This is a genomic window from Tychonema sp. LEGE 07196 (assembly GCF_963890365.1).
Lineage (GTDB): Bacteria > Cyanobacteriota > Cyanobacteriia > Cyanobacteriales > Microcoleaceae > Microcoleus.
In genome coordinates, this window is record NZ_CAWPRX010000011.1 from 1 (window position 1) to 23,373 (window position 23,373).

At 47.6% G+C, this 23,373-nt stretch carries 14 protein-coding genes; 3 read left to right on the forward strand and 11 right to left on the reverse strand.

All coding sequences use genetic code 11. The features are described from left to right. Positions 1 to 280: 280 nt before the first annotated feature. From AACV78_RS01120 to AACV78_RS01135, 4 genes are all read right to left on the reverse strand, one after another. Entirely contained in the window at positions 281 to 1,051 is a 771-nt protein-coding gene (locus AACV78_RS01120) for a CPBP family intramembrane glutamic endopeptidase (protein ID WP_194010959.1), read from the reverse strand. 156 nt (positions 1,052 to 1,207) lie between these two features. Continuing rightward, positions 1,208 to 4,081: a zinc-dependent metalloprotease gene (locus AACV78_RS01125; RefSeq protein ID WP_194010960.1), complete on the reverse strand. Its 2,874-nt coding sequence runs from the start codon at positions 4,079 to 4,081 to the stop codon at positions 1,208 to 1,210. Positions 4,082 to 4,150: 69 nt separating this feature from the next. Then, on the reverse strand, positions 4,151 to 4,303 hold the full coding sequence (locus AACV78_RS01130) for a hypothetical protein (protein WP_194010961.1): 153 nt from the start codon (positions 4,301 to 4,303) through the stop codon (positions 4,151 to 4,153). 462 nt (positions 4,304 to 4,765) lie between these two features. Beyond that, the gene (locus tag AACV78_RS01135; protein ID WP_194010962.1) at positions 4,766 to 8,305 is read right to left on the reverse strand and encodes a hypothetical protein; all 3,540 of its coding nucleotides are present in this window, start codon (positions 8,303 to 8,305) and stop codon (positions 4,766 to 4,768) included. Positions 8,306 to 8,563: 258 nt separating this feature from the next. On the opposite strand from AACV78_RS01135, the gene AACV78_RS01140 reads away from it, so the two are divergent. Both AACV78_RS01140 and ppc read left to right on the forward strand, forming a co-directional pair. Further along, positions 8,564 to 8,788: a hypothetical protein gene (locus tag AACV78_RS01140; protein WP_194010963.1), complete on the forward strand. Its 225-nt coding sequence runs from the start codon at positions 8,564 to 8,566 to the stop codon at positions 8,786 to 8,788. 535 nt (positions 8,789 to 9,323) lie between these two features. Continuing rightward, positions 9,324 to 12,443 carry a phosphoenolpyruvate carboxylase gene (gene ppc, locus AACV78_RS01145; RefSeq protein ID WP_194010964.1) on the forward strand — a complete coding sequence of 1,040 codons (3,120 nt, stop codon included), beginning with the start codon at positions 9,324 to 9,326 and terminating at the stop codon, positions 12,441 to 12,443. Positions 12,444 to 13,076: 633 nt separating this feature from the next. Here the strand turns inward: ppc and AACV78_RS01150 are convergent. From AACV78_RS01150 to AACV78_RS01175, 6 genes are all read right to left on the reverse strand, one after another. Beyond that, entirely contained in the window at positions 13,077 to 13,643 is a 567-nt protein-coding gene (locus AACV78_RS01150; protein WP_194010965.1) for a diheme cytochrome C, read from the reverse strand. Positions 13,644 to 13,723: 80 nt separating this feature from the next. Further along, the gene (locus tag AACV78_RS01155; protein WP_194010966.1) at positions 13,724 to 14,632 is read right to left on the reverse strand and encodes an MBL fold metallo-hydrolase; all 909 of its coding nucleotides are present in this window, start codon (positions 14,630 to 14,632) and stop codon (positions 13,724 to 13,726) included. A gap of 501 nt (positions 14,633 to 15,133) precedes the next feature. Further along, a complete protein-coding gene (locus tag AACV78_RS01160) occupies positions 15,134 to 15,646 on the reverse strand; it encodes an inorganic diphosphatase (RefSeq protein WP_194010975.1) in 513 nt (170 codons plus the stop codon). A gap of 238 nt (positions 15,647 to 15,884) precedes the next feature. Next, positions 15,885 to 17,246 carry a serine/threonine protein kinase gene (locus tag AACV78_RS01165; RefSeq protein ID WP_194010967.1) on the reverse strand — a complete coding sequence of 454 codons (1,362 nt, stop codon included), beginning with the start codon at positions 17,244 to 17,246 and terminating at the stop codon, positions 15,885 to 15,887. 201 nt (positions 17,247 to 17,447) lie between these two features. Beyond that, positions 17,448 to 18,770 carry a serine/threonine protein kinase gene (locus AACV78_RS01170; RefSeq protein ID WP_194010968.1) on the reverse strand — a complete coding sequence of 441 codons (1,323 nt, stop codon included), beginning with the start codon at positions 18,768 to 18,770 and terminating at the stop codon, positions 17,448 to 17,450. A gap of 158 nt (positions 18,771 to 18,928) precedes the next feature. After that, positions 18,929 to 19,477, reverse strand: coding sequence for an inorganic pyrophosphatase (locus AACV78_RS01175; protein WP_194010969.1), 549 nt, complete (start codon positions 19,475 to 19,477; stop codon positions 18,929 to 18,931). Between the two features lie 119 nt (positions 19,478 to 19,596). On the opposite strand from AACV78_RS01175, the gene AACV78_RS01180 reads away from it, so the two are divergent. Continuing rightward, positions 19,597 to 19,827, forward strand: a complete 231-nt coding sequence (locus AACV78_RS01180) for a hypothetical protein (protein WP_194010970.1) — start codon at positions 19,597 to 19,599, stop codon at positions 19,825 to 19,827. A 71-nt stretch (positions 19,828 to 19,898) separates the two neighbouring features. On the opposite strand, the gene AACV78_RS01185 is transcribed toward AACV78_RS01180, so the two are convergent. Next, on the reverse strand, positions 19,899 to 23,126 hold the full coding sequence (locus tag AACV78_RS01185; RefSeq protein ID WP_194010971.1) for a GAF domain-containing protein: 3,228 nt from the start codon (positions 23,124 to 23,126) through the stop codon (positions 19,899 to 19,901). Between the last annotated feature and the right edge of the window lie 247 nt (positions 23,127 to 23,373).

The window sequence follows — 23,373 nt, forward strand, 5'->3', positions numbered from 1 at the left end:
ACAATATTCTTTCGATGTGGAACAGTTAATGAAGTTAAGTCCTTCTAAACGCCGCTTTTATCAACAAGGTATGCGGGCTGCAACCCTTATACAGTCTATCTCGTAGACCTCTTTGTCACCCCCCCAGCTTTGGCCGGCATAAGGTCAGATGAATACTCAAAATGTTAATCTCCCATTGATAAACCCTGTTCTAGAACACAAAGATCAAATTGCGATCGCAACCACTGATATATCCAGTATGCTGTCGGACTTCGGGTGGATGGAAAACAAGAACAATTTTCTAACTTCCTCCTATTCCACGCAGTACCACATCGGCAAAAAAATGAGATAACATTGCATACTCCAACCCCCAGCGCCAGTACAAAAATCCAAAGGGAATCCCCAAAATAGCATTGAGCACAATCGTTCGGAAAATGACGATTGGGGTTAGTCCCCAGAGATTGACAGCGGCAGGCAAATGACCCACACCAAACAGAATCGCCGCCGCCACAATTGCTAGCCAAAAAATTGACCCGCTAGGTTTAGATCGATTCCTCTGAAACAGCTTCCAAAGCAGCCATGAAATTAATGTCATGCCGAATAGTCTCAGCAATAGTTCTTCGGTAATGCCTCCGTAGAAAGAAGCTAATAGGCGTTTCCAGAGGTCAATTTTTAACGCAGTTGTTGAAGCCATTGGAGGCATCCAAGGTTCAAACCCTAAACTCAATCCAATTAAGACGATTCCACCAACGGCACCGACTATCAGTGCCGTTTTGATACCAGATTTAGAAAGAGTGGGAACAGGCTGTCGATACACCAGCGCACGAACCAGGGGGCTATCGAGTCCCATTGAGTTTCCTAGTCGCAGTCCAATCCAATTCAGGAGAATCAAAAGAAGTCCAGTTTGAAGGGCGGACGCAATAGCTATAACAGGTAACGGTGCAGGCACTTGCCCGACTGCTGGATTCAGAGACAGCAGATAAGGAAATAATGCCAACGCTGCCAGACTCCCCAGTAAGGCCCAAAATAGCGCCAATCGCAGGTGATGTTTGTTGGAAGTATCTGTAGTCATAATTTTTGATTGAAGATAGAAACACCGAATTAATAAGTCAGGAATTACGCACTTCCACCAAAGAAACCGGGTTTTTTATCGAATCTGCGGGTGGCAACGAAATATTCTCGTAAAAAACCCGGTTTCTGGGCACCCATGCGTAAGCCATATATAAGATTAATTCGACTGAATCTGCGAATTCAAAACCTTAGAAATTCGATCGCGCGTTTCCTCCAAATGAGCCCGCGTATAAGCATCCGCATTCCGATCCAAATTCCGAATACTCTTGCTCAAACCCTCCCGCAACTGCCGCAACTCGTACCAAGCCAGAGTCCGCGCATCTTCAGGAGCACTGGTTTTTCGCAGCACCATTCCCATCAAAATTGCCAAATGTTCCCGCTGCAAAGAACGCCGAAAAGTTGAAATTTGCATCTTCTTGGACGGCTGCAAAACCTCTTTCCAAATATCATGAAGCAAAGTATCGAACAATTCCGGCAACCTCAAAGCAGTTTCCGGCGCTGATTTTAACTCGACATCCCGCAGTCGCGCCAGTCGCGTAGGAGATAGCAAAACCCGCAGCACAAACCGCTGCAAAAAAGTAATTCGATCGCCGATCGGGTAATCTAGAGGAAACACCAAAGCCGGACTTCCCAAGCGAGCCCAACGCGAAGGTGCTAATTTATTCAGCAAATCCGGCGCAAAACTAAAAGCATCCTGGGCAAATACGTACTTGTCCAATGTAGCCAAAGCTTCTCGCTGCTGAGAAAGTGCGATTGGCACAAACGGCAATTTCCCATTACTATCTCCTGGGCGAATCCGATTAAACGACTGTCCGCCGACATACAAAGTAGCATTCATCACCTGATTGACATAATACCCAAACAGCGAATCAAACATCACCCGCAGTTCGTTATAACCCTCTTCCCCAACCGGAATTCGCTTTTCTAAACGCTTCCACATCGCCCTAGCATTATCCATTTGCCATTGCGAATACGTCAGCATATTACCGCTGAGATCGAAGGTATTAGCAGCCGGATCGAGATTGTCAACAGTATCCTCATCCGGCGCGTAAGCTAATTGCGGTTCCCCCGCGCGGCTGGCAATTTGTTGCAGCGCCCTTAAATCGCTGTTGGGGTTTGTGCCCCCAAGAACTTTGTAACCGTACTCGATCGCCCAATCGTCATAAGGCCCTACAATCGTTGGATAATAGTCGCCCTGCACAGTTCCCGGAGGTGCCAAATTAATCGGCAGATAATCCATCACCGACGCAGTTAAACCCTTAGTACGAGTTATCTGAGTATTGTTCAACTCATCCGGTTGCAGCATCGTACTGCCGTGAAAATTGTGCCTCAAACCGAGAGTGTGACCGACTTCGTGGGACGTCAAAAATCGGATATATTGATTCACATAATTGTCCGTCGCCGTACTGCTAGGTGGTGCATTGTCCAACAGATTCACCGACATTGCCCCGATCGCAAATTGCCTGCTCGATTCCAACCCAAAACACATATCCGAACTCGACATCAAGCGCGACAAGGGATCTCGTTTTTGCTCTTGATATCTTTCCACCAAAGTCGGCAAATCATCAGCAATTCCACCTTGAGAATTTTCTCCGCTGCTTTTTCCCAAATCCCCATTTTCTAGAACATTCAGATAACGCGAATATATCCCGAACTGACAAGGACTCGTATTAGAGCCATTTTTCCCTTGAAAACTCTTCGCTAGCGATCGATTTTGTTCCACCAAGAAGCCGTAGCCCTGTTTAATTTGCCGGACAATATCAGCATCCAACAGAATGTCAGCATCCAAAATCTCCCCAGTCAGCGGGTTAGTGCGAGACGGCCCAATGCCTGCAAAATCAGACTCAAAAGAACTAGACCACCTAATAGTATTGTAACGGACATCTGTTGGGTCCCATTTAGCATTGTCCGGCATTTGTTTGACCTGAATTGCCTCAGTAAAACCTGCTTTTTCAAAAGCTTTGTTCCACTCCAAAATGCCCTCGCGAATAGCATTTCGGTACTCTACAGGCACATTATTTTCAATCCAAAACACGATCGGCTGCACCGGAGGCGACATCGGCGCGGATGGGATTTGCTTTTGTAAATGCCAGCGATTAATATAGCGCACAAAAGGATCGCGGCCGCTCTTGTCAGAAAAGTTTTTATATGTTGTCAGAAAATAGCCAACTCGCTCGTCTGCAAGTCTGGGGCGGTAGCCATTATTAATCGGCACTTCCGAGAAACTGTAGTGAATGCGGAGGTTAAAAGCCCGACTGTCGGGAATCGAAGGTAAATAGTTAACCGCACTGTCATTATCGCTGGAAAAACCGTATATAGTAGCAATTTCTACATTCAGCGGAAACGCTTTCACATCTTTAAAAGAAGATTTGTCTTCATCGATCGAGTAAGAAGCGCCCAAAATCATCGGTAAAATTGCTTTTATTCCCGGTAAATCGCGCTTGTCGCTCATCAGCAAATCACCTAAGTCGATCAGCAGAGTTTGCCTTTGGGGATGAATGCTTTTGAGCGGCAAAGAATAGAGGATAGACTCGCTAAATGCCCTTTCCACCGAACCCGCTTGCGGATCGCCCGGACTGGTGCGAAAATTGATATTGGGTATGACAAACTGCACGTTATTTTGGACTCGCCGCAGTTGAAACAAGAAATCGCCGATCGGCAATCCGCTAAAAATGCCGCCTTCCCCCAAACCAGAGGCCAATGTCACGAAACACAGGAACTTTTTGTCGAGTTGTTGGGGTGTAATTTCGAGATAAACTTTATTATTTGCTTGATTGCGGTAAAGGGTAAACAATCCCTCTAACTTTTGGGCATCTTTGACAACCTGCTCGAAAGGTTGTAGAGTTTGCTGTTGGCTAGTTTGTTCTTTGCCGGGGGGCGGCGCTGATAAAGCCCAATTTAAAAATAAACCTTTATACAAACTAAACAAGAAAAATGCTAGAGATAATATAAAAAATATTAAAGGCAGATTTTTTCGGCGATTTTTGATCTGTATATTTTTGCTAATTTTAGGAAATGTCAATCTTTTCATGTTGAGTATTCCGCTGCAGGAAAGGATAGTTTTGAGATTGTCGCGGAGCGTGAGTTATATCGATTCCAGTTACACGAGCGACATGATTGTTGACTGTTGACTGTTGACTTTTGACTGTTGGCTGTTGGGCGTTGCTGATTCTGGCGTATGAATCAACTTTTTGCTTGATGTTACCAAGCTCACCATACTTGGCTTATAGCAATTGGGAAATCTTGAATTCATATTTGTATTCAGCAACGCCAGATTTAATATCTAAAAGATCTAACCGCAGAGAACGCAGAGGAATCAGAGAAAGGGGAGAGAAATTCGATCGTGCTGATTGTACTGGATTTGACATTACCATAATACCTCTGTTCCCTCTTCTCTCTGCGCTAAGAGCGCCCTCTGCGGTAAAAAAAAAAGGCGTTGCTGATTCTGGCGTATGAATCAACTTTTTGCTTGATGTTACAAAGCTCACCATACTTGGCTTATAGCAATTGGGAAATCTTGAATTCATATTTGTATTCAGCAACGCCAAGTTATTAAGTTTTCACTCCTAAATTACCCGCAATCCAGAGGTTCCATCGAGAGGAGTGCAAGTCCTCTGGTTTTGAGGAAAACTCACCTTGCTGTCGATCGAACTAAGTTGAGTGCGGTAGCGACAGCCGAGACGAGCTAACTTCTAAAATAACTCAAAACTCAAAACTATCTCTTTGCCGGCCAGGGAATCATCGGATCTTGAGCCAAGCGCTTAGAAACTGCAACAGCACCGTAACGGTTGAGGTGGCTGGGGTCGGAAAAAGATTCCCGCGCCTGCGGCCACAATAAACTATCATCTCGAAAAATTAGTCCGGTTTGAGCTGCTAATTGTTGCATATATTCCCGGAATTCTTGTTCGTAAGCAGCCCGCACTGGGTCTAAATAATCGACCGTTAGGGGCATATTCACAAACACGAGATTGATGTTGCGAACTTTACTAAATTCGATCAGATTTTTGAGTGCTACAGTTTGTTCCCCTGACAATTGAAAATCCTGATAGTCGGAGTCGTAATAGCCAGATACTTTCGGATGTTTTTGAAAGTAAGTATCGGGATTGAAGCGTATGTCGATCGGCAAAAAGCCGTTTGGTTGAAAATCGCTGGGTTTTTTACCCACAACAACAGGCTGGGGTTTTTCAGTTGTTTGTTTATCTCCAACGGTTTGGGGGGTGGCGATCGCAATAGGGGCCGAGGGATTCGCGATCGATCGCAAAAACTCCTTCAGCCGATCGCGCTTTTTGTAAGTTGCAGAACTCTCGATCAACTTTTGACTCAATATTTGCTGAACCTTAACTTGACTTTGTTCCAAATTCTGCACCAATTCACCCGCAGTAGCCACCGGATTGCTGGCGGTTTCTTTTGATGTTGGAGATTCTAATTGAGTGGTGCGGACAAGAAAACTGCCCCGAGACAATTGTCTGTAACCTTCCGAAGAAGCGATCGCACTAAAAGTCAAATCCGGCCGCCCGCTGTTGAGAGCCCTCGCCCCATCCGCCAACACAATCAATTTCGGCAATTGTTGCGGCGGCAAAATCCGACGGACGATCGAATCTACAACCTGCAGAGTAGCCCCATTCACCCCAAAATTGTAAGCCTTCAGCCCCGGATAACCCCCAGATGCCAAAGCAGTTTCCAAAACCGCCGGGTCAATGCCGCGCAGAGCCCTCGAACTGCCTACAATCAAGATATCCGGCGGTTTTTGGTGTTCGCGGATGTACTCTTGATAGCGCGCTATTTGTTTGTCTAGCTGCTCGCTTCTCAAAGTCGGGAACACCGGAAGTGTAGAAACATCCGCTACAGGAACGCTATTATTCCCCGGTTTTGTAAACCCAGAACCGTTGAAAGCCTCTTCCTGATTCGGCAAGGGCGATGGCTCCAACGGGATTTGAGGCAAATTTACCTCCCCAGCAGAGGTATCTGAGCTAGGAGATTCGGCGCTAGAGAGCGAGGTTTGAGCGTCGCTAAAAGGCTTGGGAGATGAATTTTGACAATTCGGGTCGCTGCAAACTTCCGAGGCGCTAGGAGCTTGACTAACCGTCGCAGATGGCAGGAACTGACCGAGCAACCAATCGGTACTGAAAGTCAGCAGACAACCGGCGATCGCCCAAGTCAAAGCCTTTCGAGCCGCGCGATCGGCTTTCGCACCATCCCGCGCCGGCACAGTGGACAAACCGCCGCCCGGAACAAACAAACCCGAAGCCACAAGCGGTTGCACTGCAGCTTGAACCAAATGCTCGCCCAGCTTATATCCTGGGAGCGCGATTTTGAAGCCGCTGCGCCAGGAGTCAGCAGCCGGAGCATCAAACACCAAATTGTCGGCCAAATCGGAAAAACTGCCATCTTCCGCCACCGCAAATTCCGGCACCGTTTCCTTTTCCATAACCGCCAGTTGCGAGGGAGCCGGTGCGATCGGCTGCGCCTGCGTTGATGGCTCGTCAACTGCCGCCCGGAGGTCGATTCCGTAGCGCCACAAAGGCAGTTTCTGGCCGGCACGGCGTCCGTAGACTCGTACCGCAGCCACTGCCGGAATTTGTAGCTGCCGCAAAAATTTAACCACCGGCGGCCCTACCTTCGATTGAGAAGGGCAAGTCAGAGCTTCAGTCATGACGTGCAGCACGTTGGCTTTGTGCATGACCACAGCCCGAATCCCTCCGGTTTCCAGCTTGCGCTTCAGATTGGGATTGAGAAACCTGTTGAGCAAAAAAGTCAAGGCTAATTGGTCGCCTTCGGCCGCCAATGCTCTGGGGCTGGCAGCTAAGTCTGGGTGGTGTGCTGCAGGCAAGTCCACCCATTCGATCCACACGGGCGACTCTGGTTCCGTCTTGCTGTCGGTTACTGGTTCTACGCCGTAAATCGCAGCGGCGCGGATGCCTTGGGGCGCGAAGGAGGCTAGCAAAGGGGCGATCGCCTCGGTGGTTGGCTGCTTGTCTGGGTACTCTTGCCTTTTAAGTTTTTGTCCTTTTTTGGTAGTTTTGCTGCAAAACAAATGCAGGGTTGCTTCTTTGAGGGTGGCGCGCACTTCGACTCTCGATGCGGCCAAGTGTTGGTTGAGCAGTTTGGCGATCGACTGTACGTCTCCCCAGCGAGCCCATTCTTTGAGAATTGTGTCCGGTGGGGTCAAATCCACCCGCAGCACCCAGTCCGGCTTTGCTTCGCCTGCAACTTGGCTGCCGATGGCTGCTTCTACGAAACCTTCTAGCTTTAGTTTCCGCAGCCTGCCGGCGATCGGTTCTGCTAGCAAGGAGGGGTCTGGGCTGTAGGCTGACTCGCACAGCACCAGCAGCCGCCGTTTCTTGGGCTTGAGATTTTCCTCTGGATTCGATTGCAGCGTTTCCCGGCTGGTTTTGAGTTCTTTTTCGCGAATGCTGACTTTCACCGACACTCCCATCGGCCCGAGGATTTCGCTGAGATAGCTGGCGATCGCATCTGGATAGCCCAAGCGCGCCAAACTTTCCGGCGAAACCGTCAACGTGCCACCGCTATCGCTGTCGCCAAAGTCGGTTTCGGGGGATTGAATTAAAGCCACCGCGCCTCGAATTCCTTGCATTGTCGATGATTTTTCCGTTTTATGCGGGGCGGTGGGGGGACTGAAAGCCTCCTGTGTTGCCGAAGTGTCGATCGTCACCGGGGCAGTTTCAAAAACCTCTGGGTATTCAATGCGGGAGGCGATGGGGAGACTTTCTGCGTCAAAATCGAGTTCTTCCCGTACCTGTGGCGGTTGGGCCGGGGTTTCTACCGGTTCAGGTTTCTGTTTGAGTTTGCGGTTGTCATTTTTGAATTTGCCAAAGAATCCGCCTTTTTTAGGACTTGCTGGCGGTTCGCCGTCGGGGGGACTTGCTTGCGCCACTGGGGAAACTTTTGGTTGTTGCTGCTGTTGCTGTCGCTGTTGCTCTTTGATACTGCTGCAATCAAGCCGGACTGTCCAATCATTTTGTCTGGAACCGAGTTTGCGTCCGCACAGAAACAACTGGTAAATTTTAGATTGCTCTGGCAACAGTCGCGTTAAATCAGTTTGTTCGATCGCGCGCGTAAATCTCGCCGTCACCAATTCCTGAGACGGACACTGCGCTGCTTCGCACAGAATATGCAGATGATTTCCGCGCAAACGAGCTTGTACCTGCACTTCAGGAAGCCCTAAAGCTTCTTGCGCCCACTGCGACGCGGCCGGTCGATTGTCTGCCAATATACTCCCGTTCGCATTCAACATGGGACTTTAAATTTTGTCAAAGCTGGTTTTGTTTTCTACAGATAGCACAGTTTACAAGTTTTACATACAAGTATTTTCTTTGCCGAGTGTAAACCGTTTCGCGAGATTAATTCGTCGGCTGGACTTTGTGCAGACTCTTGTTGGCTTGCAGGCTGCGAAAAAAGTCGGCTCTTGCTCACCTGGCCGGTGACGAGTCAAGCCTCCTTCCTTCCTTCTGCTGTAAACTGAGGGTGATTAATAAATAATACAGGAGAATTTATGCCGTCGGAAAACCAAGACTTGCCCAAAAATCAAACACCCAACAGTCCAAAGTTACCAATTCCCTCAGATATTTTATTGAGTTCGATCGCCTTACCGATGCTGGGCGGGTTGCTGGCGGCCAGTGCTGCTGCTGAGTTTGTACGGTCGATCGGCATTGAAAGCGAAGAAGTATTTCGGGGATCGCGCCTCCCGGTGCTCCAATTTCCTCGATCGCAGCAGTAGAACGCCCGACAGAAGCTCGCAGTTAATTTTTTTACCATAAAGCTTGACAATCAGTAAAATATGTGATATGGGAATTGGTCTTTGCTCCTATTTGATAGCGGTTCTCCAGCGTGGTGAGGTGCCCACTGCCCACTGCCCACCCTTCGACTTCGCTCTTCGGGCAAGATGCCCAATGCCCAATCCCTCCGCAACGCTAGAGCCCAATGACCTGTTTGCCCAATGCTCTGCGCGGGCCAATGCCCTGCGCGGGCCAATGCCCGTCGGATACCTCCTATGAGAGCACAGAAAGGCTCTATACATAGGTGGCTTCTGCATAGCGTACCTTCGCACCAGATGATTAGTTTCAAAACAGAAGGAAAGGCATCTTGTCGGCCATCCAAAGCCTGACAGTCAAAAGTTATCAGCAATCGCAAATCCTAAATCGTAAATCGTAAATTGTATAAGTTGTCTCAAATTTGACCGCAAAGAAAAGAATTTTAGGCGAAACTAAACCATACAATTTTCTAGACACCCGCAGCAATTGAGGAACAGCCCGATGAGTTCAGTCCTCCAATCTTCAGAACAGGCTATTGATGCAACATCTATTCCCCATTCTGCCGCTTACTCAAAATCAGATTTGTTTCTACGCAATCGCCTCAAAGTAGTAGAGGACTTGTGGAAATCGGTGATCCGACAGGAGTGCGGGCAGGAATTAGTAGATTTGCTCCAACAAATGCGATCGTTCAATTCCTCCGAGGGACAAGCCACTAACTTTCGCGAATCGAATGTGGTACAGCTAATCGAAAAGCTCGATCTCAACGCAGCCATCCGGGCCGCGCGGGCTTTTGCGCTGTATTTTCAGTTGATCAACATTGTCGAACAGCACTACGAACAGCGAGACCAACAACTAGCTTACGTCGGTAGCAACGACGCTGGCGGGCGAATGTTTGCTAAGCTGCCGGGACAAGCAAAAGATGCGCCCGATCGCCCGCGGCACAGGGAAGGCCCAGCCCAAACGGCTCCTCGCGGTGCAGACAGCAGCGAGGCGATTACCAAAGACGCCGGGACATTTCACGAATTGTTCCCCATGCTGCTGCGCTTGAACGTACCTAGCCAGCAAATCCAGCGCTTGATCGATCAGTTGGACATCCGCCTAGTATTTACCGCTCACCCGACGGAAATTGTCCGCAACACGATCCGCACCAAGCAGCGGCGAATGGCGAAGATTCTCCAAAAACTAGACCAAGTTGACGAGAAATTTCAGGGAATGGGCGCCAACTCTGAAAGCCCCTATCCGGTGTCTTGCTGGGAAGCGGCGAATCTCCAAGAGCAACTGATGGAAGAAATTCGCCTCTGGTGGCGTACTGACGAGCTGCACCAATTCAAACCAACTGTGCTTGACGAGGTGGAGTACACTCTCCACTACTTCGACGAAGTGCTGTTTGATGCTATTCCCGAACTCTACCACCGCTTAAAGCAAGCGCTGCACGCTTCTTACCCTTACCTGAAACCGCCTAGTTACAATTTTTGCAAGTTCGGTTCTTGGGTGGGTTCCGACAGAGATGGTAATCCTTCTGTTACCCCGAAAGTTACTTGGCAAACTGCTTGCTATCAGCGCCATTTAGTGATGTGCAAGTATATCAATGCGGTGAAGCGGCTCAACGAACTGTTGAGTTTGTCGCTGCACTGGAGCGACGTATTACCGGAATTGCTCGACTCTCTCGATCGCGACAAATCGGAATTTCCCGATGTTTACGAACAGTGGGCGATCCGCTACCGTCAAGAACCTTACCGCTTGAAGCTGGCCTACGTGCTGCAGCGACTGGAAAATACGCGCGATCGCAATTGGCGGCTGTACAAAGGAGACGAGTCGCAGCGCGAGCGCGAAGCTTTGTCGGAACAACCAGTCTTGACCGGCATTTATCGATCGGGCGCTGAGTTTTTAGCAGAGTTGCAGTTAATCGAACGCAATTTAGTCGAAACAGGTTTGAGCTGTCGGGACTTAGAAAATCTGCTTTGTCAAGTAGAAATTTACGGATTTAACTTGGCTTACCTCGACATACGCCAAGAGTCCACAGTACACTCCGACACTTTGAGCGAAATTGCGGAATACTTGCAAATTTTGCCCAAATCTTACAATCAAATGTCGGAATGCGATCGAGTTATTTGGCTCGCAACCGAACTGCAAACTCGTCGCCCTTTAATTCCCACAGAACTGCCATTTTCTCCCAAAACTTGCGAAACAATTAATACCTTCCGAGTCTTGCGACAAATGCAGCAGGAGTTTGGCCCCGAAATTTGTCAAACTTACGTCATCAGCATGAACCACGATGTCAGCGATTTGCTGGCAGTTTTGCTGTTAGCAAAAGAATCGGGACTGTACGATCCAGCGACAGGAATTAGCACCATTCAAGTAGTGCCCCTGTTTGAAACCGTCGAAGATTTGAAAAAAGCCCCAGAAGTAATGCAGAAGCTATTCGATCTGCCACTTTATCGGGCTTTGCTAGCCGGAGGATACGCGCAGGAAGTAGCGGAAACAAGCGAACAAAATCCACCAAACCAAATCCACCCAATCAAATTGCAAGAGGTGATGCTGGGCTATTCCGACAGCAATAAAGATTCTGGTTTCCTCAGCAGCAATTGGGAAATTCAGAAAGCTCAAAAAGCTTTGCAAGCGGTTGCTGAAAAACACGGTGTGGAATTGCGGATTTTTCACGGCCGGGGCGGCTCTGTAGGGCGTGGCGGCGGGCCTGCTTACAAGGCGATTTTGGCTCAACCAGGAAAGAGTATTAGCGGGCGAATCAAGATTACCGAACAAGGGGAAGTTTTGGCTTCTAAATATTCTTTACCGGAGTTGGCGCTTTACAATTTGGAAACTGTGGCGGCGGCGGTAATTCAAGCTAGCTTGCTGCACGCTGGTTTTGACGGAATCGATCCTTGGAATCAGATTATGGAGGAGTTGTCGGTCAAATCGCGATCGCACTACCGTCATTTAATTTACGAACAGCCGGATTTAGTTGATTTCTTCCATCACGTTACCCCGATACAAGAAATCAGTCAGTTGCAAATTAGTTCTCGTCCGGCCCGTCGCGGCGGCAAGAAAGACATCAGCGGTTTGCGAGCAATTCCGTGGGTGTTTAGCTGGACTCAAAGCCGATTTTTAGTGCCTTCTTGGTACGGTGTCGGCACAGCTTTGCAAGAGTTTTTGCTGGAAGAACCGGAAGAACATTTAAAACTTTTGCAGTATTTCTACTTGAAGTGGCCATTTTTTAGAATGGTAATTTCTAAGGTCGAAATGACTTTATCTAAGGTGGATTTACAGATTGCCGATCACTACGTGCGGGAGTTAGGTTTGCCGGCGGACAGGGAGCGTTTCAACGCTTTATATGAGCAAATTGCGGCGGAATTTTACTTGGTTCGGGATTTAGTTTTAACTATTACCGGACACCAGCATTTGTTAGACGGAGATCCGTCTTTGCAGCGATCTGTACAGTTGCGAAATGCCACGATTGTGCCTTTGGGTTTGTTGCAGGTTTCGCTGCTGAAACGCTTGCGGCAGCACGGTAATGGCGGAGTTCCGGGGGTGATTCACTCGCGTTACAGCAAGGGTGAATTGTTGCGGGGTGCGCTGTTGACGATTAACGGTATTGCTGCGGGGATGCGGAATACGGGCTAGGAAACAGGTTTGTAGTGCGGAATGCGAGTCCGGCTTTTTCACCGAAAAACGAGACGGAAGCCCCTGGCTTTAGACACGGGGAGGAAGTCGGCTGCGGTTTCAACCGCCTTCAATATTTCTTTACACAAGCGATTGAAAGGTTGTATTAGAATTAAATTGCAAGTAAGAACAACCATCTACGTGAAGAAGTGTTTTATTAAGGAGAAACCCCGCTCGTTATCTCGTCTCGGCATGACCGTAGCCTGGGTAAACAAGTAATGGTGAACAGGTCGCGTACCTATCTGGCGTTGTGATGGACTCCGAAAGTAAAACAAAAGTAAGCGCAATTGCAATACCCTTTGTACTGGTAGTTGTTTTGAGCGTATAGAGGTGCTTTGATAACGCCTTTGAGAGTTTTCGGATTCATTCAAGAATCCCCGTGGCTTCAGCCCTGGGGAGTATCAAAGGAATAAAGTCCTCACTACAAACTAATATTGACAGGTTTGTATAGCCTTTCTGTGCTCTGGTATGAGGTACTATCCGGGATAGGCCGCCGTGGCCTCCGTGGCCAAACCGGGTACACCTCACTTTTGTGAGAACCGCTATAGTGAGGACGACTGTCCGCCTCTTTCCCACGATCGAACTTAATTTTTACTACGGAGAGTTTTCCCACTCCGGGGTAAGCTTGCGGAAATTGTATTGAGATGCACCGGGGTGACAAGTAACGCAACTGCTGAGATTTGCTGGTTGCGGCAGCTTGACTCTGGGGTGCAAAGCTTTGAAATAGCGAGAGTTGGCGGCTCGGTAGGGGAGGTCTTCGTCTTTGGGTTGGGGACGCGAAAAAGTTTGCAGGTAGTTCCACACTAGGAGGCGGGGCGGGTCTACTAGCAGTTTGATGGTTTGTCCGTAGTGTTCGGGGTCTTGCAACAACCTGCGCCAGGTTTCTGTTGGCAATACTTGGGGCGGTAAACCTATGTGACAGGTGGCGCAGTTTTCGAGGTACAGTTGCTGTCCGAGTTGGTAGGCTTCGGGAATGCGATCGACAGTGCCGATATCTTCCCCTGTAGAAATTTGAGCCAGGAGCGCGGGAGTGTGGGAGCCGGCAGTCTGTGCTGCCACCCATCCACCTCCGGTACAACAGACAATTATCAACACTAGCAACGTTGAGTAAAGCCTCACCCAGCCACGAGAGCGACGCTTGAGGTGAATTTTGTGGTTCATTGTGTTTTATGCCTTCAGGCTGCTATTTTTTGCGGTCTGGAGGCGGTTTTTTCGCAGCCCGCAGGGACTCGATTTGTTGCCTAAATCACTGGTATGGTCATGCCTTCGCGGGCCAAGCAGCTATCGGCAAAAACTGATTGCACGTCTGCTTCGACACGATCGAGAAAATTGTCGTCATGACTAGGATCGTGGTGAAACATCACGATTTTTTTGACTCCCGCAGCTTTGGCTATTTCTACTCCTGCTTGCCAAGTCGAGTGTCCCCAGCCGACTTTCGGGTTTTTGAAGTCGTAATACTCTTCGTTGGTGTAGTTAGCATCATAAATTAGCACGTCGGCGTCGCGGGCTAGGTGTACGACATTCTCGTCGAGGCGATCGGGAAAATGCTCTGTATCGGTGCAGTAGACAGCCGTGTGTCCTTGCCAAGTAACTCGATATCCGATCGCAGTATTGGGGTGATTGAGCAGTGCTGTTTCTATTTTCACATCGTCGAGTTCGAGAATATCCCCTGGTGTCAAATCGTTAAATTTGAGTTCTGACTGCATCACCTGAATGGGAACTGGAAAATTGGGGTGGTGCATTTGATCGGCAAGACGCTGTTTGATTGTAGTGCCGTTGGGGGCGATCGCTCCGTAAATGTGAAAGCAGTTCCCCGGAATAAAAGCAGGAGTAAAAAACGGGAAGCCTTGAATGTGATCCCAATGAGTGTGACTGAAAAACATATAAGCTTCCACCGGCATTTGTCGCAGCAGATTTAGCCCCAGAACTCGCAAACCGGTGCCGCCGTCAAAAATCAGGCGTTTTTTGCCCAAGCGCATTTCTACGCAAGAGGTGTTACCTCCGTAGCGAATTGTTTTGGTGCCGGGGGTGGCGATGCTGCCCCGCACGCCCCAAAACTGAACTAAAAACTCAGTCAAAGGACTGTTTGAGCTAGTGGCTTTGTTATCGGAAGGCTGTGAATTTGCTTGAGAGGGGGAAGAATCTGACATTTTTTTTTAGGTTTGAGCGCAGGAACTTGGCAATTGAGATTTTTATTTTTATTTTTAGTGTTTAGTTTTTACCTATCTGCTGAGATATAAAACGCTCGATCCCGAAACCAACCGAGTAAAATTTTCTCAAACGTAGAATGCGCTCGCCCGTTTGCTTAGAATTTGCTATCGATCTTACTCTACGAGTAGTATTTTTTTCAACATTTTAGCAGGCGGGGGTTTTTGGGGAATCCCCTGCCTGCTCGGCATTCGCGACTGTTTGATATTCTAGCCAACCATTCCTCTACTACATTCTTAGACGTGCAGCCGTCGCCTTAAGTTCGGCTTGCTGAATTTTGAGTCTGCTTGCAGTGGAGGAGTGGGGGCTAGGGGTTTATTTGCCCGGAGCACCGAAGGCGAAAGCTTTAATGCGTGCTTTCCTCGGTCGCTTGCCTGTAGAATAGGCGAGCCGAGAGAGCACTCAAACAAAAAAATGCTTTTTACTTGCGCTGCGGATGCTGCTTATTTACGATCGGCTGCGATGCACTTTTCCACTAAGGGCATGACTCGATCGACATCTTGCCAACCCAGAATTTCTGTGACTTTTTTCTCCAAATTTTTGTAGGTCTTAAAAAATTCGGCTATTTCGTCCAAGCGGTGGGGGGCTACGTCTTTGAGGGACTTATAGTGAGCGTAGCGGGGGTCTTTGTCGGGAACGCAAAGCAGTTTTTCGTCCCTGTCGCCGCCGTCGATCATTTCTAGCATTCCGATCGGACGAGCTGCGATAATGCAGCCTGGAAATGTAGGCTCGTCCATCATTACCATGCCGTCGAGGGGGTCGCCATCGTCAGCTAAGGTGTTGGGTATGAAGCCGTAGTCACAGGGATACTGGACTGAGGAAGAGAGCACTCGATCGAGAGCAAAGGCTTGCATCTCTTTATCAAATTCGTACTTGTTTTTGCTACCGGCTGTGATTTCGATCAGGACGTTGAGCAGTCCTGGTTTTGGCTGTGCCGGAATTAGCGATAAGTCCACAATAATATCCTCCAAGTTAACAGACGATCGGGGATGAGGGCTATTTGCCAAATCCCTTTGATAGCATTTTACGGGCGATCGGGAGCGATGCTGCACCAGATTGAGAGAATGTGGCCGGAGGGCGAGAAGATACAGCGGACGGGCGGGACGCCCATTCCACAAAAAATAGAGTGGACGGGCGGGACGCTCATCCCACAGTTTAAGAGGGGAATGGTTTGTTTGGGCGAAGGAGATATTTTCACATCGATATCTTTTTTTTACCGTCTGTCAAAGTTCTTATAATTTTCAATCCCAACCACTGGCTTACTTCTGTTGCTAACCACTCGATTTCTGATTTACTTAGTCCCTGCTTCACTCCCAGTCGATATTTTTGGTTGCCGGCTCGAACAATCATCTGAGAAGCTTTGTCTCCAATTTCTTCAATTTCCAATTGACAAATGTCCTGTCTGGGGATTGGCATGGAATTATTCCATTTCAACCCTAGCAGATGGCTGGTATAGGAGATTTTCTGGCGATCGATTCTCAGACACGATTCCCTAAATAGCGCACATATAAACATTGCTAGTACCGTAACCAACCAAATTATTGATATTAGATTAAGTACCGGATATGTCCGCCCATCAACAAACTCTAGCAATAATTTGAGATTCGCAGGAATCCAACCCGCAAAGATGGCAATTAAACCAAAACCGACTCCCTGCGGTGGAATTATAATTTTTATCAACTCCGAAGTTTGTGTCAGTTTAATATCGCTGCATTGCGGCTGCAATGCCATAATTTTGTCGGTCGGGCGGGGATTTTTGAGCGATCGCAATGCTTCCTCAGCCGAAGATAACCGTTTGTCCAAACTAGGTTCTGTCATCCACTCCAGCCAATCTATTACATCTGGGTTGAGATGCGCTGCGCGATCGGCAAATTGAATTCTCAAATCCTGCTGCGGCAGTTCCGTAGGATGCAAACCCGTTACCAAATAAATTAAAGTTGCGCCTAAACCGTAGAGGTCAGAAGCCGGAACCGATCGCCCGCCAAATTGTTCTGGTGCCATATATCCGTAAGTTCCCACGACTGTAATTGTGCCGCCAAATTTTGCAGCTTGGTTCTGCACCGAACCGAAATCAATTAAATAAACTTGTCCCACCGAGTGACCGGATCTGCTGTGCAGTAAAATATTGCTGGGTTTAAGATCGCGGTGAATAACAGGCAGATTTTGCTCGTGCAAATAAATCAAAATTTCTAACAGCGATTTAGCTAATTGTTTCACCTCGCTTTCGCTAAAAGTACGCCCGGAACGCAAATGGTCTTCCAAATTTTTCCCCTCTACATAAGTCTGTACCAGGGCAAATCCTTTGTTGTCTGGTTCGTCAATTTCCAGGTAGTCGAGGTAGCGAGGAATTGCTGAGTGAGAAAGTGCTTTTAAAGTTTCCGCTTCCCGTTCAAATAGCTTGAGGTCTTGCCATTCAAAATCGCTGCCGAGGAATAGCTGTTTGATGACAACTAATTCTTGAGTTTGAAGATCGCGAGCCAGCAAAGTTTGGCGGCCTGTTTGTTTGCCAAGTTGCCGCTGCACTTCGTAGCGTTCTGCTAATACTTTTGCCGTCATATTTTTCACCTTAATGTTAACTTTAGTTAAAGCCAAAATATGTAGGTTGGGTTGAGGTTGCGAAACCCAACTTTTTATTTAAAATAGAGTGTTGGGCGGAGCGAAGCGTAGGGTTCGCTATCCCGGTTTCTGAACTCTTCGGCTACGCTCAGGATAAACTCCGTCGAAGGTCTACCCAACCTACTTTATATAAATTTTAAATTACAGTTGACTTTCTTGTTTATACCACTGGGAAAAATACTTGTTACTTGCCTGCATTAACAATATTGGCATTATACAGGTTACAAGCGCCCATAAAATAGTATCCCCCCAACTCGAAGTTCGTCTCATCTGCGCCAAGACGAAGTATGTCGAAATACAGACGATACTAATTGCATTTAAAACTTGTCGGTGAAGTTTGGGATTAGTTAGGGGGAAAAACCACAAGCGCGTCACGATTCCTACAATGATGCCGTTCCCTAATCCCGGAAGCAAGCCGATAAAAAAAACCAGACTTGGAAAAAACATAATTATCTCATCGAATGAATTCTGATTAATCGAACTAAAAATAGACATAAATATCACACTAGCTGCTAGATAAGATCCTACAGCTAGAGTTCCTGTCAAAGTGCTGCGCCAAATCGCATTCCAGAACAATTTGCCGGTACTCACAGTTTTTCCCTGTCTCAATGGCAGGGAATATTTATTGATTTGCTGTGGTTTTTCTAGAACTTCTTTTGCGATCTGAACTGAGGCGGGACGGCGCTCTAAACTCGGATTTGTCATCCACTTCAGCCAATTGGTAAAACTGGGACTCAGTTGGGTAATTTGCTCAAATTCGAGCTGCAAATCTTTTTGCGGCAAATCGGCTGGATGCTGCTTGGTAATTAAGGCGATTAATGTTGCTCCCAAGCTGTACAAGTCGGAAGCGGGAACTGCTCTCCCGCCAAATTGCTCTGGCGGCATATAGCCGTAGGTTCCGACAACGGTGACTGTTTTTCCCTGTTGTGTGGCTAGGGTTTGAACTGCACCAAAATCGACTAGGTAAACTTCGCCGACGCTGTTTCCCGATCGATTTTTGAGCAAAATATTGCTGGGTTTAATGTCCCGGTGAATCACCGGGGGCTGTCGCTGGTGCAGGTATGCGAGGATGTCTAGTAATGATGCGGCTAATTGTTTGACTTCGCTTTCGCTGAAACTGCGGCCGTCTGAAAGATATTCTTGTAGGGATTTGGCTTCGATGTAAGTCTGAACTAGGGCGAATCCTTTGCGGCTGGGAGTGTCGATTTCAAAGGAGTCTAGATATTGGGGAATTGCCGGATGGGATAGGGATTTTAAGGTTTCGACTTCTTGCTGAAACAGTTTTAAGTCTTCCCAGTTAAAGTCGCTGCTGAATGAGAGCAGTTTGACTACTACTTGCTGTTGCGTGTTTAAGTCGCGGGCGAGTAATGTTTGCCGTCCTGCTTGCTTGCCGAGCCGCCGATCGCACTGATAGCGATCGGCTAATATTTCTCTTGACAAATCGCCGATGTTTTGTCCGCTCATGCTCTGCTGCCGCTTAACCGATTAAACCTAGTTTAGTTGACAAAAAGGCAATAATCTGAAATGTTCGGGCTACAGCCAAAAAATTTCTCTCAAAGAGCAACCGCCTTTAATAGCTAGCGATCGCGCACCATAAAGACCGGCCTGAGTTAAGCTTGAATTTAACTTTGAATTTGCTTGTAAATTGACTTCACTACATCTAGCAGGCTCAAGACTTGCTGCCATTCGGGAGCATCGGGTTTGTAGCTTTTGGCGCGCTGACTTTTTAAACTCTGGTGCAAGAGATTCAGCAGCGCGTCTGGAGGCTCCAAGGAACTCTCATCTTCCTCTGTGGGGCCGCAGGCCGCCTTTTCTTCAATTGTTTCTTTGATACTTTGTGCCTTATCTGCCAGACTCAAAGCTCTACCCGCCATGTTTTCCGGCATTTTGGGTCGTTCCGACAAAGACTCGCCGATCAGTTCTTCGAGCAGTTGGCGGACTTGAGCCACCCATTCGAGGTCGTTTACTGAAAAATAATCAGATTTAAATGCTTGTTCCTGGGGCCTTTGCTGAATGCTTTGTAATTGTTGGAGCAGGGGAAGAGACTTTAGAGTAATGTTTTCGGGGATTCTGGGGATATCTGACAGTGAGCTGCGAGCAATCTCTAGCAATAGTTGGTAAATCTGCTCTACCGACTCAATATCTCCCGATTGCGAATTCCAATTATCCATAACTAATGCTAGTAGTTTTCTATATCTAAGACTAGAACGTTGACTTATTGATGAAAGCAAGTTGATTTTAGGATCTGCCAACGCTATTAAGACTTTCACGCTCCCAGTCAAAAACCCGGTTGCTGAGCGGATATTTTGTCGCCTTTGGCCCAAATCTTTCTCAGAAACTGGGCAATGCTGGCGCAAGTCCTAACTATTTTTTAAGCTCTTCCTACGGTAGAAGAGCTTTGTTGCAGCAGGTAGCGCCAAACGCGGGCATCTGGCTGCATCGAGGCAAGCGAGTTGAAGTCGGCTTATTTAACAATAATACCCGTTGGAGCTTATTTAAAATTGCTCTAACAGGATATTAAGGTTAATTTGTTGGAGGGCGGGGCGCACCCCGATCGGGCACTCGGCCCCCGTCCGAACCCGAGTGCTGCTGCTATTTTTCGGTGAGATTCCACACGCCGTCCCAGTTTAGTACATCTGGAGGTCTGAGCTTAAATAAATTACAGCGATCGACGTGCAATTTAGCTGCCTTGTTTTTGGGGTCAACTTCCAGAACGAGGTTAAATTCGCGTTCCGCGTCTCTAAAAGCTTGCTTGGCTTTTGGTTCCAAGGCTTTCTTAAACTCGCTCAACAGTTTTTTCACTTGATCGAGTCCGAGATTTGGAAATTCCTCATCTAACATTTCTGCCACTGTTGCGGAGGCTCGACTTTTAATTTTCGCCTGCAATAGTTGCCTGATTTGTGCGGGTTTGAGCCTCTTAATTTGAGGATTTGACGGTTCTAAGATGTCTGCTTCCAACAATTTTTTGACTTCACCCTCTTGCAAGGATTGAATCTCCTCTACTGAAAGCGGCTTGATTTTTGCTTGGATCAGCATTCTTGCTTCGTCTTCCGACAGATTTTTGAGTCCCTCCAATTTCAGCAGTTCAATTTCGGGCTGCAACAGCACGATAAGTTTGTCGGCTTCCGACAGATTTTTTGGGTTGTAATCTGACAGTTTTTTGACTTGATATAGCAGTTGTTTGAGTTCCTGTTCCAACTGTTGCTCGACATTGTAGGACAGTTTTTTAATTTCTGCTTCCGGCATTTCCCCCACATTATCTAAGATGTTTTTAACTTCATTCTCGGAGAGTATTTGAGTGACTGGTATCTTGTAATATTCGCGGGCATTGTTGTAATGTTCTACAATTTTTTCCTGTTTTTCTGTCAGGGGTTTGCCCACGGGGGAGCATCCTTCGCGGATGCCGACAAGTTCGTAAACGATGACGGGTTCGCTTTTGCCTTTGACAGTAATAAAGTCTAGTTCTCGCACGTAGAGCCGATCTTTATAATCTTTGTAAGTATTGTCGCTGATAATCAAGTCGGTGCCGTACTGCTTGCTTGCACCTTCTAAGCGAGAGGCGAGGTTTACGCCGTCTCCGATCGAAGTCAATTCCATGCGTTTGCTACTGCCAATGTTGCCGCTGACAACTTCATCGGAATGCACGCCCATACCGATACTGATGGGCAATTCACCCTGTGCCGTGCGATCGGCATTGAACTCGTCGAGTTTTGCCCGCATTTTCACGGCGGTTTGCATCGCGCACCAAGCATGATCCTCCAGGGGCGCTGGAGAGCCGAAAACTGCCATCAGAGCGTCGCCGATGTATTTGTCGAGAGTGCCTCCGTACTCGAATACGACATCTACCATGACTTCAAAATATTTGTTGAGCATGACTACCACTTCTTCGGCTTGCAATTTTTCCGTAAGTGTGGTATAGCTGCGAATGTCTGAGAACAGCACCGAAACCTTTTTGCGCTTGCCGCCCAATCCTGTATCCCCTGAAGCTAATAGCGCTTCGGCTACTTCTGGAGTCATGTAACGGTACATCAAGTTTTTGACTTGTTTGGCGCTGCTAATATCTTCCATGACGACTAACGCGCCGTTGACCTTGTTGGGGTCGGTAGCGTCGGTCATTGAGTTGATCGAGAGATTGATACTCTGCGTTTTTCCTTCAAAGGAGAGCAAAATTTGATCGGGGTAATACTGCTGGCGATCTTTTTCGTCTTCTGGCTTCAAAGAAGCATCGAACCACTTGGCAAAATCGCCTTTTTCTAACTTAATTAACTCGCGCAAAGATTGGCCTTCTGCTAATGCGGCATAGCTGACACCGAGTAATTTTTTGGCACTAGGATTTGTCGCTACTATATTGCCTTTTTTATCCGTAGATATCACCCCGTTAGTCAGGGCGTTCAGCATATCTTTTTGTCTTTGTTCTTGCTGTTTGACTTCGGCAAACAGTTTGGCGTTTTGCAGGGCGACTCCGGCTTGGATGTTAAACGCCTCCATAAATTCCATGTCGTTGCGATTGAAACTCGCTTTCCACTGTTCGGGGGCGTGCGGCCAATCTGCGGGGTTGTAGGGAGGGAATTCTCCTTGTCGTTTTTTGTTGACTAACTGCGTAACTCCAATCAATTTTTTGTCGGAGTTAAATACTGGCATACACAGCATACTGCAAGTGCGGTAGCCGGACTTTTGATCGACTTCTTTGGAGGTGGCGGCGCGGGGATCGTCGTACACGTCAAAGGGAATCAGCAGGGGTTGGCTGGATTGGGCGACTTGGCCTGCAAAACCGGCGGTTCTGGGTATACGAATTTCTTTCAGGTTGCCGGCAATCGGGATTTTTGTCCACAGTTCGTCTTTGTCTTCGTCGATCAGCCAGAGGGTGCTGCGATCGGCATTCATGAGTTCTTGAGCCTGATCCATCACCCTTTTTAGGGTATCTTCTAAGTCTAGACTGCTCTTAGAAAGAGCGTTTACAGCTTTCATCAGCGCCGTGGCCGCCCGCTGTCTCTGAGTGGCTGCGTAGAAAGATTTAGAAGATTCTAGGATTAGGCGAATTGAGGGAGCAAATTCTTTAAAAACTTGTTCGTCTTCTTCTGTAAATCCTGTCCTGTCGATTTGTTCGTCAAAAGTATGGTAATTTTCGTGGTTCGGTTTGAGTTTATTAATCAGTTGAACGACTGCTACTAACTCATTTGTTACTTCATTGATCAGGGGCATTGCCAGCATTGTATAAGTGCGGTAGCCCGTTTTTTCATCAGTTTTTTTGGCGTTAGCCGATCGTTCGTCGTTATAAAAATCGTAAGGAATGTTAACCACTTTTCTGTCTGTGGCTACTTCTCCGGCAATACCTACGTGGGCGGGAACTCTGATTTCTAGGTTTTTACCATTTTCGTCTTTAGCGACGATCGCCCAGAGCTCATTTTTTTCGTCGTCTAATAAAAATATCGTGCTGCGATCGGCATTGAGCAATTCCCCTGTTTTTCGGGTGATCGACTGCAACATCTCGTTGAGTATGGCATCAAATCCCTCGCTCTCAAGGATATTGTCGAGCATTCCCAAGGTTTGATTGACAACCTTAAGTTTGTCTTCTACTTCCTTAACTACTACTGTGAAACTTTGCTTGTTTAGGAGGTCAAGAATGCCGGACAAATTTCCCTGTGTCGGGATCATTGCACTGCTAGAGGGAGATGCCGCAGGAGGGGAAGGGGGAGGAGAAGAAGGAGGAGAAGAGGGAGGGGAAGAATAGCGTTCCTGATGGTGATTGTCACCGCCGATAACAGCGACATCTATCACGTCGCCCGAAGAATAATTGGTGGAAGATGCAGAAGGATTCATAGACCTTTACAGAGAAGCTTAAGTGTAAGGGTTAGTCTTTAAGCTAGAATAGCGGGCAAATTTATTAGTGGGTAAGTCGATTTTAGATTTTAGATTTTAGATTTTAGATTTACTTGCAGCAGGTGAATCACCAGAACTCGAACAAAAGTCTAAAATTGCGATCTCTCCACGAATGCCTTGCGGGGACAGGGTATCTGGTTATGGATTGAGTCACGGGTAGATTTTAGATTTTTCGACTTCGCGATCG

Coding starts and splice junctions, on each gene's coding strand:
- AACV78_RS01120 (WP_194010959.1), bottom strand. CDS start 1,051: ATGACTACAGATACTTCCAACAAACATCACCTGCGATTGGCGCTATTT.
- AACV78_RS01125 (WP_194010960.1), bottom strand. CDS start 4,081: ATGAAAAGATTGACATTTCCTAAAATTAGCAAAAATATACAGATCAAA.
- AACV78_RS01130 (WP_194010961.1), bottom strand. CDS start 4,303: ATGAATTCAAGATTTCCCAATTGCTATAAGCCAAGTATGGTGAGCTTG.
- AACV78_RS01135 (WP_194010962.1), bottom strand. CDS start 8,305: ATGTTGAATGCGAACGGGAGTATATTGGCAGACAATCGACCGGCCGCG.
- AACV78_RS01140 (WP_194010963.1), top strand. CDS start 8,564: ATGCCGTCGGAAAACCAAGACTTGCCCAAAAATCAAACACCCAACAGT.
- ppc (WP_194010964.1), top strand. CDS start 9,324: ATGAGTTCAGTCCTCCAATCTTCAGAACAGGCTATTGATGCAACATCT.
- AACV78_RS01150 (WP_194010965.1), bottom strand. CDS start 13,643: ATGAACCACAAAATTCACCTCAAGCGTCGCTCTCGTGGCTGGGTGAGG.
- AACV78_RS01155 (WP_194010966.1), bottom strand. CDS start 14,632: ATGTCAGATTCTTCCCCCTCTCAAGCAAATTCACAGCCTTCCGATAAC.
- AACV78_RS01165 (WP_194010967.1), bottom strand. CDS start 17,246: ATGACGGCAAAAGTATTAGCAGAACGCTACGAAGTGCAGCGGCAACTT.
- AACV78_RS01170 (WP_194010968.1), bottom strand. CDS start 18,770: ATGAGCGGACAAAACATCGGCGATTTGTCAAGAGAAATATTAGCCGAT.
- AACV78_RS01175 (WP_194010969.1), bottom strand. CDS start 19,477: ATGGATAATTGGAATTCGCAATCGGGAGATATTGAGTCGGTAGAGCAG.
- AACV78_RS01185 (WP_194010971.1), bottom strand. CDS start 23,126: ATGAATCCTTCTGCATCTTCCACCAATTATTCTTCGGGCGACGTGATA.